We start from the raw sequence: 14,274 nt of genomic DNA, 5'->3' as shown, positions 1-14,274 counted from the left end.
TGGTGAAACGCCCAAAAACGAAGTTCCCTATTTTTCTAAAGGATGTGCACCGCTATGCCGGCTATTGTTGGAGCCTTTAAAGTAAATGCCGTCGGAACGAGCGGAGTCGTTCATGTTGGAGACTGCATCACCATTTCTCCAAATAGTCAGGTTAAAACGTTTGCTGGCGCAGGCAGTTTTAACACTGGTGATCAATTACGCATTAGCAACTATAAAAGTGTGACAAATACGTATGATAGTGATGTCATTGATCAACCGCTTGTTGGTAACTTGTAAGGAGTGAGAATCCGTTGAACTTCTATATTAATCAAGCGATACAAATTAATTACTTACGTGTGGAGTCTGTGAGTAACTCATCCGTTCTGCAAATCGGCAGTGCTGGATCAATCAAAGCACTCTCCAATCTGTATAACACTGGTAGCTACGTAGAAGCAGCACCTGCCGCAGCAGGCACACAAGGAATTGAAGAGTCTCAAGGCGCAAGCACGGCACCTTTTGTACCGCTTCAGTCACCAACAACATAAGTTCATCTGCAATCCCCGGAGGTGTATGCATATGTATGACTATCAAAACAGCGCTTCACAAATGTATGGCATCATTCAAAAGCAAACACAGCAAATCATGATGCTTGAAAAAAGGCTTAACGAGCTTCAGCAGGAAATGCAAATGATCAAAGATAAACCGACAACAACGATTGAACGGATTGATTATCAATTTGATCAACTGAAAATCGAGCGGCTGGAAGGCACATTAAATATCGGCCTCAATCCATCTGATCCAAATAGTGTTCAAAATTTTGAAGTGGGCCAAACAACAACCCCGGGAATTGGAATGATGCAGCAAGAAATGGCTGATCAATTTTTCAATCAAACACGCCAGCTTGTCGATGCATTCTTAAATGAAGAAGCACCGCAGCTTCTTGAAGAACTAGAGCAGCGATACGAAGGCTCGCTTGATGAAAGCAACAAGCACCATATCATTGAGGACATTCGAAAACAAATAGACAGCAGAATCAAATATTATGCCGGACAGCTGCCACAAAGGGAAGATATGACCCCGCTTCAACGTTCCGAGCAAATTGCTGAATACGTGAAACATGATGTCAAACGGGCAATCGAGCACTTTTTAGCCCATATTCCAAATGAAACGAAAGGAGAGGAAAACGGATGAATTTCACAGTCGTCAACCGCAACATCGAAACTGGAAGCATTAAAGTAGTTGGGGTATCGTCCTCCTCCCTATTTATTATCGGGGACACGGACCATGTACAACTGTCATCGATTTTCGATACACCGCCAGAATCATTAATTATTGGCCCGTTTGTTCCTCTAGCCCCTCGATAATGATTAAGCGCACATCTCAAGTGAAGTTCTCGAAGGTGAATTCTGTCGGGATTTCAAGTGTTGTTCAAATTGGTGATACACAGGAGCTCTGCCCGAACGTGAAGGTGCTAGCTGTCCAGCGAACGATTAGTTTATTTTATGGAAATGAAGCTGAAAACCTAGATGCAAAAGAATTTGAAGTGTATTATGAGCCGATCCCATTGATGCTGCCAGAACGAGCGGTTAGAACGGCCTTTTATCATGAAAAGCCTCTCATTAAAGTGTCGTCCATTCATGTAGAAGGGGTCTCTTCCTCCTCTATCTATCAAATTGGCTCTACGTGCGGAATAAATGCCGTTGCGCGAGTGAAGCATATTCGAGAGTTATTTAGCAACAATGACGAACATCCGCCAAACTCACAATTGGACCTACCTGCGCATATGATGGTGATATGACTTCGAATAAAGGATGTCGATTATGCCAGCAATTGTCGGACCCATTTACATTAACTCGATTTCTGGGGGCGTCGTAAACGTCGGTGACTCATTTTATCTTTCGCCTAAAAGTTCTTCAAAATCTGCTTTAGGCTCTGGAGCGGGGAATACCGGAGATTTCTTGATTTTAAATAATGGCATTAGCGCCACCAACTATGTGGATCCTGACTTAAATGATCAGAATATGGTAGGCAATGCATAAAGCGGCTCCTCTACACTCATTTCATTTAGAGGAGCGCTTTTTTATGCTTATTTCTTTCTGCGTTGTCTTGATTTCTTTGTCTTGACCAGCTTGCTTGCCGGCTGCTTTCGAATCCATTTGATGTACGGAACAAGCTTTTCATCTTGTCTTAGGGCATCCAGCGTATTCAAACGTGCGGCAAGCTCCTGGTTTGTATAAAGAGCATGTACCTGTTTATGGCAAGGGATACACAGGAAGGCAGTCGGTAGAAAGGCCCCTCCTTCTTCTCTTGGCGTTAAGTGATGTTCTGTAAGGACGACCTCTTGTCTTCCGCACAGCTCACATAATCCAATCGTTTGCTTTGCCATCCTGAGATCACCTCACTTTACATTAATTCCATCGAGACTGTTGTTCCTTTCCCGCTTGGATCTGCTGGGTGGACAATCAGTTTCTTTGGCAGTCTCATCTTTAATTCTTCCACATGGCTGATCACACCAACAGCTAAATTTTGAGATTGTAGCTTCTCTAATGCTGTAATCACCGTATCTAACAAGTCTTGATCGAGTGTACCAAATCCTTCATCTAAGAAGAAGAATTGCAGCGGGAACTCACCTCTCAGCTGAATTTGTGCAGACAGAGCAAGGGCAAGTGCTAAAGACGTCAGGAAAGTTTCTCCCCCAGACAAGCTGGATACCGGACGTCTGACACCTCCATTGGCATCATCCCGCATCACAAAACCGCCCTCTGAATCGACTTCAATGGCATACCTTTGTCTTGTCAAAATCCCAAGACGATGAGAAGCATCACGGCTGACACTTTCTAGCTGTTCTTCTGCTAGGAACTCAACAAATGTATTCCCTTTAAACACCGTTTGAAGCTTATCCAGCCGGTCAATTTCTTGCTGCAGTTCTTCAAGGCGTTCATGAATGCTTGCAAAGCGCTGATGGTTTGCTTCAATCACTCGCAGATGCTCCTGTGCAGATCCACTCAGCGCTGTCGCTTCTTCAAGTGCTTTTTCCGCCGCTTCTTTTTTTAGTTGAATGTCTGTCCACTCGTCTTCATCCAGCGACTCACCTTTTAACAGTTCAGAAATTCGCTTTAAGTTTGCTGCACATTGCTTTCTTTTATCCTCAAATTCTTCAATTTCCTGTTTGACTGTAAGACGTACAGATCGATCCATTAAAGCAGGTGCTATGTCCTGAGGATGATCAAAAGGAGTAGATGCTGTTTCTTTTTGCCACGCTTTCTCAGCTTCTTGTTTTCGCCGCTTCGCCTCTTGGAGCTGACGTTCACTGCTTGAGAAATGGCTTTGCGCCTCACTAAATAATTGCTGTGCATGCTTAAATTGCTCGTACGATTGCTGTTCTTTTTCATTTAGATGAGCAATAGATTGTTGAACTTCGTCTAGTTCATCAGAAAGAGAAGCCGCTTTTAAAGGATATCGCTGTAAATCTGTTTCATATTGATCGATCAGGTGTTGCTGGCTTCCCAGCTGATGCGCCAACTTATCGAGTTCCTTCTCTAGATCGTATATGGCTGTTTGCAGATGCTCTTTTACCTGCTGTTTTTCCTCTAGAAAAGAAATACTCTTCTCAATACGCTCTTGATAACCTTCCGCTTGTTGATCCTTTTCGTCAATTTGTTGCTGCATTTCCTGCACTTGGTTGATTGTCAAGTGAGGAAAGGTCTGTTCAAATTGCGTCAGTTGTTCGGAAAGCTCAGATCGAAGCTCCTTGATCAGCATGTCTAGTTCTTGTATGCGCTGCTGCTCAAATGTCAGTTGGTCTTTTACTTTGCTCATTTCTGCCGCTTGATCATAAGTGACGTCCATTAAACGAGCTCGTTTGCTTTCGATTGCTTGAATATCTTGTTTTACGCCTTTCCATTCTTGAATCAGCTGGTGCAAAGACTGCGGATTCTGTACTGCTTCTACTGCTGCAGCTACTTCCGAATCGGGGGCTTTTTGAGATAAAAAGGAGAACTGTTTAACTAATTGATTGGCATGCGTTTCAAGCAGCTGCTTTGCAGCAAACATGTCTCTAGCATATTCCTCTGCCTGCTTGAGCTCTTTATCTATTTTTACAATCCATTCATCAATTTGGGCAACCGTTTCTTCATGGTCATTGTCTATCACAGCCTTTGGATCATGATGAATCGATCCACAAACAGGACATGGTTCACCGTCTACTAGCTCTGCCGCTAATTCTTTTCTTAATTCTGCCGATCTGACAACATCACGCTGTTTTAATTTTTCTTGTTTTTTATCCTGCTCTTTATGCCTCCATTCTGTAAGACCTCGTTCAAATTCACATACATAAAAATACAATTGCTCTATCGCTTGAAACGATTGATTTATTTTTTCATGATGATCTTTTTGCTGTTTTTGAAGCTTTTCATACGATTGTGTCGCCTGTGCTGAACGCTGTCTTAGCTCCTCAATCTTTTGTTCTTCCTTTTGAATGCTCACATTCATTCTTTGAACATTTTCACTGAAACGAAGTGCGTCTTGTACAAGTTTCCGCTCTTTGACAGAGACTTGTAATTGTTCCAGCTCATGCTTCAACTGTGTTTGTTTCGCAAGCGCACGCTCTAATAAAGATTGCACGTTTTCGGCTTCCGCTTTTTTTTGAGTCAATTGCTGCGCTTTTTCATTGTTTTGCTGCTCTAGTAAGGTCTTTTCCTGAAGAGCTGTTTCTTTTTTTCGTTCAATTTCTTTTAATTGAATAAGCTGCTCTTTCTTTTGAAGAAGCTCTGGCTCATTTTCCATTTTCTTTTGCCGCGTTTGCTCATACTCCTGCGTCATTTGATCATAGATCGTTCGTTGATGAAGTAAATGTTTTTCTGCTTCCTGCTTCTCTTTTGATGCTTGAGAGAGCTGCTTTTCAGCCTTTGTTAATGCATCCGCATAAGGCTTTAATGTCTCTGCCTGCTCTGCAATGTGAAGTTGATTCTTTTTCTCTTCCATCGTGGATGCCAGCAGATTGAGGTTGTTTTGTTCCTTCTCGTACGCTTCTTGTTCCTTTTGATACTGCCAGATGGCTTGCGCTTTTGTAAAAGCAGTGAACGCTTCGTCCCGCGTTTGTTTTTTCTCATGAAAAATAGCTTGCGCCTGCGCAGCTGCTTCTTTAGCTTTCGCTAATGCCTCTGGCCCAGCTTCTCCTAATCCAGTCAATTCAGCCAGCAGTTCGTTTTTCTGTCCGTAGTGATTTTGAGCCTTTGCGCGTAAACGTTTGACGAGCTGATCACCATATTTCTCTAAATTAAACAAACGCTGCAGCATTTGGCGTCTGTCGGCTCCTTTCAATGAAAGGAATTCCGCAAACTTTCCTTGGGGTAAAACTACCGCTCTCGTAAAATCGTCAATGGTTAAACCAAGTAATTCTTCTATTTTACGATTGACCTCACTTGCTTTATCTGCAAGAACTGTCTGCGTATCACCAATTTCAATCAATCGGCATAACGTCGTTCTAACCTTCATTTCATCTGCCCGTTTAAAGGCACGTTCCACTTTATAAGAAATATGGTGTTCCCTTTGCAAAGCGAACGTAAAGGAGACAGACAGCTTTTCTTCAGCTTGGTTCAAAATACCATGCGTATTATTGAGTGCACGTTCGACCTTGCCATAGAGTGCGAGTGTCATGGCATCTAATATGGACGATTTTCCGCTTCCAGTCGGTCCAAAAATACCAAACACACCTGCATCACATAAGGAGCTAAAGTCAATGGTTTGCTCTTCTCTGAAGCTATGAAGTCCTTTAATGGTTAACGTGATCGGCTTCAATTCGCTTCCTCCTCTTGCATGTCATTGGCAAGCTCTAAAAATAGCTTGACGGTCTTTTCATCAGGTAGACCTCCACCTGTCTGACGCTCATAAAATTTCACGAACCGCTCTTCAATCGAGAGCTTTTCCACTTGTTTTTGTTCTTCTTTTTGCTGTAATTCTTTAAACTTTGGCCTAATATGGACAAATCCACTATGCTGTTTTCTAAGCTGATGAATTTGTTCGATCGACAGCTGATCTGTTAAGTGAATCTCTAAATCAATCCAGGCTTGAAGATCCCGCTTTTCATCCAGCCAACTGTGTACTTGGCTCAGCCCTTCAGTCGCCTTCCACTTCATAAGTGGTTTACCGCTTGATAAAAACACTTCTTTCCAGCTTGCTGTTTCGTTCGGTTTTGCATCCACAATGGTGACTGATTTGGCGTAGCCTGCTTCAGAAAAGCTGTATGCAAGTGGAGATCCAGAATAGCGGGCAATCGTTTTGGCACGTTTAATAGTTTGGGGGCGATGCAAGTGCCCCAATGCGACATAACAAGCCGCCTCAGGCAGACTTTCGGCCGCAACGGTATATGCGCCTCCCACTTCAATCGGCCTTTCCGAATCCGTTTGACTGCCACCTGCCACATAAATATGACTTGTTGCGATATTGACCGTATCCGCCTGAAATTGGTTGCTTAAATGTTGAAACATTTGTTGTATTTTTAAATTGTACTGATCACGAAGCAGTTTCTCTTCAAATGTTTCAGCCAGCACCTCGTTTAGCCTTGCTTCAGACGGGTAAGCGAGTGCTGCAATAGATAGACGTTCACTTGCAGAAGAAACATCGACATGAATTAAATCATTTGTCGGATATCCAATTAAATGAATCCCCTGCTCATTCGTTAAAGGAGATGCGGCTGATAAACGGTCTGGGTTATCATGGTTGCCAGAGATCACAACCACCTGACGCTTTCCTTTATCAGATAATGCAGACAAACTTTCATAAAAAAGCTGTTCTGCGCGAGCAGGAGGGTTCACTGTATCAAAGGCATCGCCTGCCATCACAATGACATCAATGTGTTCATCCTTGACGATTTGATTTAATTCATCTAAAAACTCCGCTTGCTCCTCAAGCCGGCTTCGGCCTTCAAGGGTTTTCCCTAGATGCCAATCCGCTGTATGCAGAATCCTCATGTGATTCACCTCTCATTCATTCCACCTATAAAGAAATTTCTAGATTTCCATCAAAGAAATAAAGGATTTTCTCCTCTAATGTTCTGTTTGTTAAACGTTCTACCGCTGCTGTATACAACGATATTTGCGTTTCATAGCGTTTTTTTAACATCGCTTCAGCTTCCTCTAATCCACCTGAGAATCTGCCAGTCACTCGATCTGTTTTATAATCAAGTAAATAGAGCTTGCCATCTGCTTCAAATAAACAATCAATCATTCCTTGAATGAGCACAGGTTCACCTTCTGCATCAATATGGCTGTATACCTCTTTAACCGGTAAAACCATACTAAACGATACTTCTCGTTTCACCCAGTCCGCTTTCCGCAGTTTTTGACCAATAGCAGTAGAAAAGAAGGCCACAATTCCTTCTCGATTGATGGACTGGATTTGTTCATCTGTTAGTAAGTCTTTCTCTTTTAAAGAATGGAGCAGCTCTTCTACACGAGATTCATCATATGGTTCATTTGAAGGAAGAGGGATATGCTGCATGACTGTATGCATGGCCGTCCCTTGTTCTGCGGCTGTGAGTGTTTTTTTCTTCATAAAAACCGGTCGTTCGTACAGTGTCGCATGAGCTTTTCGAATGGAAGAAGGCACACTGTATTCATCCTGTATTTCTTTCATTCTTTTGATCTCGGAAACTGACTGCTTTGTCCCTACTTGGGAGGCCGCTAAATATGGATAACGCCATGAAAGTCTTTCTTTTACTTCCTCCTCGTAATCGCCATATCCTTGAACAGGCATACCTTCCATTAATGCTTGTACCACTTCGTCTTGTTTTTGTTTTTCAAGTGACATGTCTTCTTGTAGAAGATCGGACGCTTGATGAAAAGTGATAGAAAATGATGATGGATGCGAGAGAACGACTTCTCTCGATTCTTCTAAAAGAGAAGACATCGCTTGATGACGGATAAGAGCAGGGCCAATAAAATCTAAGTATGTTCTCGCTTGATATCGTTCAAAATCAGGGAGGAGCCAGTCGTCTCCGTTTGCGGCATTTTGCCACTTGCTTAAAGCTTTCACTTGATTTTTGACAGAGCCGACTAAAAATAATTTTTCCTTCGCCCTTGTGAGCGCCACATATAGAACCCTCAGTTCTTCAGATAATAACTCTTTTCTCATCTTTTTTTTCATCGCGATCAGCGGTAATGTTGCATAACTAATTCTCAGCTCAGGATGAATATATTTGCTGCCAAATCCTAATTCTTTATCGAGCAAATAGGACTGGTTTAAATCCATCATGTTAAAGTTTCTGCCAAGTCCTGCAGTAAATACAACAGGGAATTCGAGTCCTTTACTGCTATGAATGGTCATCATGCGGACAACATCCTCTGTTTCACTGAACGTTTTTGCCGCTCCAAGATCATCTCCACGCTCTTGCATTCTTTCAATAAATCGAAGAAATCGAAACAGCCCTCTAAATGCAGCCTTTTCATACTGTTTCGCTCGATCATATAAAGCCCGAAGGTTTGCCTGTCTTTGCTTACCTCCTGGCATCCCGCCGACATAATCTAGATATTGTGTATCTCGGTACACTTCCCAAATCAGTTCTGCTACCGAATGCTGAATCGAAAAATCACGCCATTTGCGTAATTGAAGGAAGAATCGCTCCAGCTTTCTGCATGTCGGATGATCAGAGTGTGTCACACTCATAAATGCCTTCACAGCGTCATAATAAGTGCCTTTTTTATCACTTGTTCTAATCAGTGCCATCTCATTTTCGTCTAAATGAACAAGAGGTGACCTTAAAACAGCAGCGAGCGGAATATCTTGATATGGATTATCAATCACTTTTAACAAAGAAAGAATGACAGATACCTCTGTCGCTTCAAAATAGCCTGAGGAAAGATTCGCATAAACAGGGATTCCCTGCTTCTTCAACTCTTCCATCATTTGCGGAGCCCACGGCATTGAGCGAAGCAAGATCACAATGTCTCGATACTGCAAGTTGCGGGTCAGCTGCTGTTTTGCATCGTACACTTGAAAAGGCTGTTCTACCAATTCTTTTATTTTCTTTGCAATCACTCTCGCCTCAAATTGTACCGTCTCTAGCTCTTCTCGTTCTTCATCGCTTTCTGTGTCGTGCTGATCTAAATGAACAAGAAGCATTTCTGTCGTCGTATCTTCGCTTTGCGGATAACTCGCTCCAAGCTTTAATTCAGCTTGTTCGTCATATTCAATTTCTCCAACTGTTTCTCCCATCAGCTGTTTGAACAGAAAGTTGGTACTGTCTAATACATCGGCCCGGCTGCGGAAGTTTTTATTTAGATCAATTCTTTTACCTGTTTCTTTGTTATCTGCTTTAAATTGTTTATATTTATTTAAAAAGAGCATCGGCTCTGCAAGTCTAAAGCGATAAATGGACTGCTTCACATCACCAACCATAAAGCGGTTGCCTTCTGCAGGATGTTTCCCTTTAGACACGAGCTTTAAAATCGTTTCTTGGACAAGATTTGTATCCTGGTATTCATCCACGAGTACTTCTTCAAATTGCTTTTGATAGTATTTAGCCGCTTCTGTTTCAATGAGATTTCCTTCTGCGTCCTGCTTCGCTAAAATGCGCAAACAATAATGTTCTAGATCCGAAAAGTCTACGATTGATTTTTCTTGTTTTGCTCTTTCGAAACGCTCTCCATATTGAATCACAAGCTCTACAAGTGTTTCTACAACTGGCTTCATTTCAGCCAAGCTTTTTAAATGCTGATCGGGACTGCGCATAAAGTATTCATCTTTTAGCTTTTCTAATTGTTTTTTGGCTTGATTGCGTGCATCTGTTGCTTTTTCTAACAGAGCTGGGTCATAGTCATCCCCTTTGCAAGTCTTTAACCTTTTAAAATTGATGTTTGGCAGAAGCTTATAAAGTGTCTCAAAATCATCTTGATGCCTTATTAATTCATTTACTTGCTCTAAATCATCTATAAAATTCTCTGCTCTCGGTGCTGGACCGCCCGGCTCTTTTGATAAAGCGAGCGCTTGTTCCAGCAGTTCCTGGCAGCTTCTTAAAACGAGAGAAAGGTCCTCTTTGATATATGGATAAAAGGGTAATTCTTCTACCTTTGTCTGTGTATCCACATCATAAAGAGAAAGGAATGCCCGCATCCACTGTTCTGGCGCTGGATGTGATCTAGAAAACTCATAAATTCTTTTGACAAGCCATTGAAGATCTAAATCATGCCGATCAGATGTGTAACGATCAACGAGTTCAAAGAATGACGGCTTTCCAGCCTTATACTCATCCTCAAACACTTCATCTAACACTTCATCTCCTAGTAATTCTCCTTCTGTTTGATCAGCCAAACGAAAACCTGGATCAAGGTCAATCTCATAATAAAAGGTACGGAGAACTTGCAAACAAAAGGAGTGCAAGGTAGAAATATTGGCACGATTCATAAGTGACAGCTGTCTCCGCATATGAAGGGAACCAGGGTTTTTAGATAGTTCTTTTTCAAGTGCTTCAGTGATCCGGTGCTTCATTTCTGCTGCTGAAGCATTGGTAAAAGTCACTACGAGCAGCCTGTCCACATCAACTGGCTGCTCCGGCCGAGTCATTTTTCGAATCAGCCGTTCAACCAAGACCGCTGTTTTCCCTGACCCTGCCGCCGCAGCAACAAGAATATCTTGTCCTTCTGAAACGATGGCGTTCCATTGGTCATCTGTCCAAGTACTGTTATTCGGTTTTGGTATTTGCATACTGATCCCCTTCTTTTTTGATCCGGTCTAACATGACATCATCCTTCTCAGAGGTGAGCACCCTAAATTCATTATCTTCTATTGATTCATCAAATTGGCAAATAGGCTTAAAGGAGCAAAAGCGGCAAGGGGTTTGATCCTTTAATTTATATGGGTTTATCTCTACCTCACCGCTTGTAATTCTTTCTCCTGCCTCTTCAAAGGTTCGCCGAACGTGTTTTGTGAGAATGTGAAAATGATCTTCACTTAATACCGCAGAGTCAGATCGGAAAGAACCATCCTTTTTCAAACCAGCTTGGATGACTTGTGATCTTCCTGATTCGAGTGTTTGATCCATCAACTTCACTGCTTCCACATCTTCGAGCAATAGACCCTTCATTTTAAATTTCTTCAATATTTCCTGCTCAATTGCATCCTCTGCGAGCGGAATAGGGGCTTGAATCAGCGGGTCATGAATATGGAAGTATAAAATTCCTGCCGGTGTCGCTTCCATGCCAAGCCATTCTTTAGAATACGTAATGGTTAGGTCTAAATAAGTGAGCATTTGCAAGGCTAAACCGTAGTAAACTTCTGCTAGATCAAGCCCCTTCTCACTGGACTTATAGTCGACAATTCTTAATAGAAGTCCTTTTGACCCTTCTGCTTTATCCACTCGGTCAATCCTTCCAACAAGCTCCATCGTGCAGCCATTTTTTAATTGAAAAGTAAACGGCGGAAGAGGTCCTTGACCTCCAAAACCTAACTCAAGTCCAACCGGAGAGAATCCGCTCACTTTTGCATGTTCGCTTAATATAGAAGACACCCTGATGAGGATTTTTTGAAGCTTTTCTTTTATATAAGCATGCCGATTAGAGCTTAATAAAATTTCTTTTTGCAGACGTGGAGCCAGCTGTTCAATTGCATGCCTTGAGTAGGTCACACAATCTTCCTTCGTTAAGTTTTTCCAATCCTTTTTTTGTTCAACAAGCGTATCTGAAATCAGTTTTAAAGCCGAGTGAAAGAGCTGGCCGATATCAGGTGCTTCTAATTTGTAAAATTGTCGGTCTTTTAGTTTTAGCCCGTGGGAAGCAAAATGAGAAAATGCACATGCATTGAATTTCTCCATTCTTGAAACACTGCCCTGAATATGGTCACCGTAAAGTTCTTTTGTGACATTCGGCTTTAAACGCTTCGCTCTATTTGTAAAGAACAAGCTGGACATGATTTTTTTTGATACGTCGCGGTTGGACGAGGTCATCAAATGATTATATACACTCCACCATACGCCGCTGATCGGATATTGATTGAGCCATTGTTGCAGCTGCGAAACGGTATAGGATAACGAGACATGCTCGTTTGTTACAAATTTTAATTGCTCCTGATCATCCAACTGCTCTGGATCTAACACATAGAGGGCTTGCTGATGGTTTGGCATCAGTTCCTCACAATACTTGATGAGGGTCGAAGGTAAAAGAGACCGCCCTTCCGTATCTGAAGTTGAATAGGATAAATACAGGTAGTGCGATGGACTGGACAGCGCTTGATATATCAAAAATTGTTCATCCAGCAGCCGTTCCTTCCCTGTCTCTGCCAGCTCTGCTCCTGCCCGTTTTAACCATTCCCGGTCGTCTTCAGACAATACACTTTCATCAGAGGGCCGTGCAGGTATAACTCCATCATTTACTCCAATAACAAACGTACACTTTACTTGATACATTCTGGATAAATCCATACTTCCGATAAACACTTGATCAAGTGAAGGGGGAATCAAAGCGAACTTGAGAGAGGACAGTCCTGTATCTATCATCTGTTGAAATAATGGAAATGAGAGCTCCTCCTCGCCCAGCATTTCAACAAATTCATCCATCAATTGAACGACAGCATCCCACACTTGCCCATGCTGCATCGCTTCAGCTAACCTGCCTGCTTCTTCTGCCTCAAGCCTTGCCTTTTCAAGCTTTTCTGGCACTTGGGCTTCTTCTAGAAAGACATACACTGCCTCCACCATGTCTCTTAGCTTTTGCGCTTTTTTCAATCTTTTTTGCAATTGAAAGAGAGGCGGAACAATCCATTCTTTTACATCATTCAGCATTTGCTCCATTTCTATTTCTTGATCGGTTTGTCCAAAATCTTCATCTAGTGATTGGAAGCGACGATAATGAAATCGTGAACCATTCGTCCAGCGTTCACCTTTTACACCGTAAGCAATACAATAGTTTTCAAGCTGATCCGCCTGTTCTCTTGCCTTGTTTTTAGCGAGTTCAAGCGGAAATAAGAACTCCGTTTTCACACAGCGAAACACCGCCTCATACCGCCAGTTCCCTTTTATGACATCGAGGCTCGAACGAATGAACTCAATGAGCGGATGATACTGCATCGATTCATTTCCATCAATAAAGAAAGGAATATCGTAATCTCGAAACACCTCTTTTAACGTATCTTTATAGTCGTCTACATGTCTTGCAACAATTGAGATGTCTCGTAACCTAAGACCTTCACCTCTTACTAAATCAAGAATATCTCTCGCTACTCCCTCAATTTCAGCTCGTTTATTTGCACTTTTCGATACGGTAAGGTGAGGCGTTTCTTCTTGATACGGCTGCAAAGGTCTCTGTTCATATTGATTTTCTAAATAAGCTAGATCTGGGGTATGAAGATGCCGCTTATTTCTCTCCAAAATGTTCTCAGAAATAGCCGCTCCGCACTCTTTGGCCAGCTGATAAAGCTGGGAATATGTCTTACCTGTCATGCGAAATAAATCAAGTTCATTTGGCTGCGTGTCATGATAGGAACGATCCACTGTGAATGCAGCTGTTATTTTTTCGGCATGTAGCAAAAGCTGTTCAATGACAAGAAGCTGCTGGGGGGTAAACTGATAAAAACCATCTATATAAATGTGTGCCCCTCTCAATTCTTCTGATAAAGGAATTTGCTGAGCCAGAAGTGTCAAGTAATCCTCTGAGTGCACATACTCATCTTGCAGATGCTGCTCCATCTGCTGATAAAGAACATGAAGATCATGCAATTTTTCCGCCGCACGTCTTTCTTCTGTATACTCTGAATGCATGCTGGATGCCGAGATTTTTTCAATATCCTCCGGCATCATACAGTACCTTTTGAATTCAGCCATCGTCTTTTCTATTTGCTCAACAAATCCCGGTTTATCACTCGCCTTTTTGAATACCTTAAACTTGTCTTTCTGTTCTTCTATTACTTTTCTTAAGAGCATTTGAATCCCTGTGCTTGTGACAAATTGACGGTTCGCACCGCCAGTCTGCTGTAATATAGACCAGGCAAGCCGAGTAAAACTAAAGACTTTGGCCCTGATCATTCCACCAGCTTCAGACGTTTTTGCAAGCTCATATTCCATTAAAAATGTCATTTGATCCGGGACTAAAAAAATGATTGGCGGACCCAGCGGATCAAGCCGAAGTTGTTCTTTGATTTCTTCTAGAATTGCAGTCGTTTTTCCACTCCCCGATCTGCCTGCTAAAAACTGAATCTCCACGTTCCACAACACCTTTCTTATGTACTCATATTCTAGCGAAAATAAAGGTAAATAGCTATTTTCCTATCACCTGCCCTTTCTCCTCCGATTGAAAAGAAAATAGGCAC

General features: G+C 42.2%; 11 protein-coding genes. 6 read left to right on the top strand and 5 right to left on the bottom strand.

Going from position 1 to position 14,274, the window contains the following annotated elements; all coding sequences use genetic code 11:
* The first annotated feature begins 54 nt into the window (after positions 1-54).
* From M2353_RS05405 to M2353_RS05380, 6 genes are read left to right on the top strand one after another with little or no spacing between them, the layout of a single operon-like run.
* The gene (locus M2353_RS05405; RefSeq protein WP_003211745.1) at positions 55-276 is read left to right on the top strand and encodes a spore germination protein; all 222 of its coding nucleotides are present in this window, start codon (positions 55-57) and stop codon (positions 274-276) included.
* 14 nt (positions 277-290) lie between these two features.
* The gene (locus M2353_RS05400) at positions 291-524 is read left to right on the top strand and encodes a spore germination protein GerPB (RefSeq protein ID WP_003210877.1); all 234 of its coding nucleotides are present in this window, start codon (positions 291-293) and stop codon (positions 522-524) included.
* Between the two features lie 31 nt (positions 525-555).
* On the top strand, positions 556-1,170 hold the full coding sequence (locus M2353_RS05395) for a spore germination protein GerPC (RefSeq protein ID WP_008348607.1): 615 nt from the start codon (positions 556-558) through the stop codon (positions 1,168-1,170).
* Entirely contained in the window at positions 1,167-1,343 is a 177-nt protein-coding gene (locus M2353_RS05390; protein WP_003210893.1) for a germination protein GerPD, read from the top strand. The genes M2353_RS05395 and M2353_RS05390 overlap by 4 nt, the downstream gene beginning before the upstream one ends.
* Positions 1,343-1,777 (top strand): spore germination protein GerPE, encoded by a 435-nt coding sequence (locus M2353_RS05385; protein WP_024720023.1) that lies wholly within the window; start codon positions 1,343-1,345, stop codon positions 1,775-1,777. Before M2353_RS05390 ends, M2353_RS05385 begins: the two co-directional genes overlap by 1 nt.
* 22 nt (positions 1,778-1,799) lie before the next feature.
* Positions 1,800-2,018 carry a spore germination protein gene (locus M2353_RS05380; protein WP_003211468.1) on the top strand — a complete coding sequence of 73 codons (219 nt, stop codon included), beginning with the start codon at positions 1,800-1,802 and terminating at the stop codon, positions 2,016-2,018.
* A gap of 47 nt (positions 2,019-2,065) precedes the next feature.
* On the opposite strand, the gene M2353_RS05375 is transcribed toward M2353_RS05380, so the two are convergent.
* The 5 genes from M2353_RS05375 to addB are packed head-to-tail and all read right to left on the bottom strand — an operon-like array spanning position 2,066 to position 14,167.
* Complete coding sequence (locus M2353_RS05375) at positions 2,066-2,365, bottom strand: hypothetical protein (protein ID WP_017360217.1); 300 nt, start codon at positions 2,363-2,365, stop codon at positions 2,066-2,068.
* 17 nt (positions 2,366-2,382) lie between these two features.
* Positions 2,383-5,778, bottom strand: coding sequence for an exonuclease subunit SbcC (sbcC, locus tag M2353_RS05370; protein ID WP_284725080.1), 3,396 nt, complete (start codon positions 5,776-5,778; stop codon positions 2,383-2,385).
* Positions 5,775-6,950, bottom strand: a complete 1,176-nt coding sequence (sbcD, locus tag M2353_RS05365) for an exonuclease subunit SbcD (protein ID WP_058337503.1) — start codon at positions 6,948-6,950, stop codon at positions 5,775-5,777. The genes sbcC and sbcD overlap by 4 nt, the downstream gene beginning before the upstream one ends.
* Before the next feature lie 25 nt (positions 6,951-6,975).
* Positions 6,976-10,680 (bottom strand): helicase-exonuclease AddAB subunit AddA, encoded by a 3,705-nt coding sequence (gene addA / locus M2353_RS05360; RefSeq protein ID WP_284725079.1) that lies wholly within the window; start codon positions 10,678-10,680, stop codon positions 6,976-6,978.
* On the bottom strand, positions 10,658-14,167 hold the full coding sequence (addB, locus tag M2353_RS05355; RefSeq protein WP_284725078.1) for a helicase-exonuclease AddAB subunit AddB: 3,510 nt from the start codon (positions 14,165-14,167) through the stop codon (positions 10,658-10,660). Before addB ends, addA begins: the two co-directional genes overlap by 23 nt.
* Between the last annotated feature and the right edge of the window lie 107 nt (positions 14,168-14,274).

The sequence above is a fragment of the Bacillus aerius genome, from assembly GCF_029894105.1.
Taxonomy (GTDB): Bacteria; Bacillota; Bacilli; order Bacillales; family Bacillaceae; genus Bacillus; species Bacillus altitudinis.
This window is presented reverse-complemented; position numbering and strand designations above follow the sequence as displayed.

What these genes read in the sequence shown, in the direction of transcription:
- M2353_RS05405 (WP_003211745.1), top strand. Translation starts at nt 55, where the DNA reads ATGCCGGCTATTGTTGGAGCCTTTAAAGTAAATGCCGTCGGAACGAGC.
- M2353_RS05395 (WP_008348607.1), top strand. Translation starts at nt 556, where the DNA reads ATGTATGACTATCAAAACAGCGCTTCACAAATGTATGGCATCATTCAA.
- M2353_RS05390 (WP_003210893.1), top strand. Translation starts at nt 1,167, where the DNA reads ATGAATTTCACAGTCGTCAACCGCAACATCGAAACTGGAAGCATTAAA.
- M2353_RS05385 (WP_024720023.1), top strand. Translation starts at nt 1,343, where the DNA reads ATGATTAAGCGCACATCTCAAGTGAAGTTCTCGAAGGTGAATTCTGTC.
- M2353_RS05380 (WP_003211468.1), top strand. Translation starts at nt 1,800, where the DNA reads ATGCCAGCAATTGTCGGACCCATTTACATTAACTCGATTTCTGGGGGC.
- M2353_RS05375 (WP_017360217.1), bottom strand. Translation starts at nt 2,365, where the DNA reads ATGGCAAAGCAAACGATTGGATTATGTGAGCTGTGCGGAAGACAAGAG.
- sbcD (WP_058337503.1), bottom strand. Translation starts at nt 6,950, where the DNA reads ATGAGGATTCTGCATACAGCGGATTGGCATCTAGGGAAAACCCTTGAA.
- addA (WP_284725079.1), bottom strand. Translation starts at nt 10,680, where the DNA reads ATGCAAATACCAAAACCGAATAACAGTACTTGGACAGATGACCAATGG.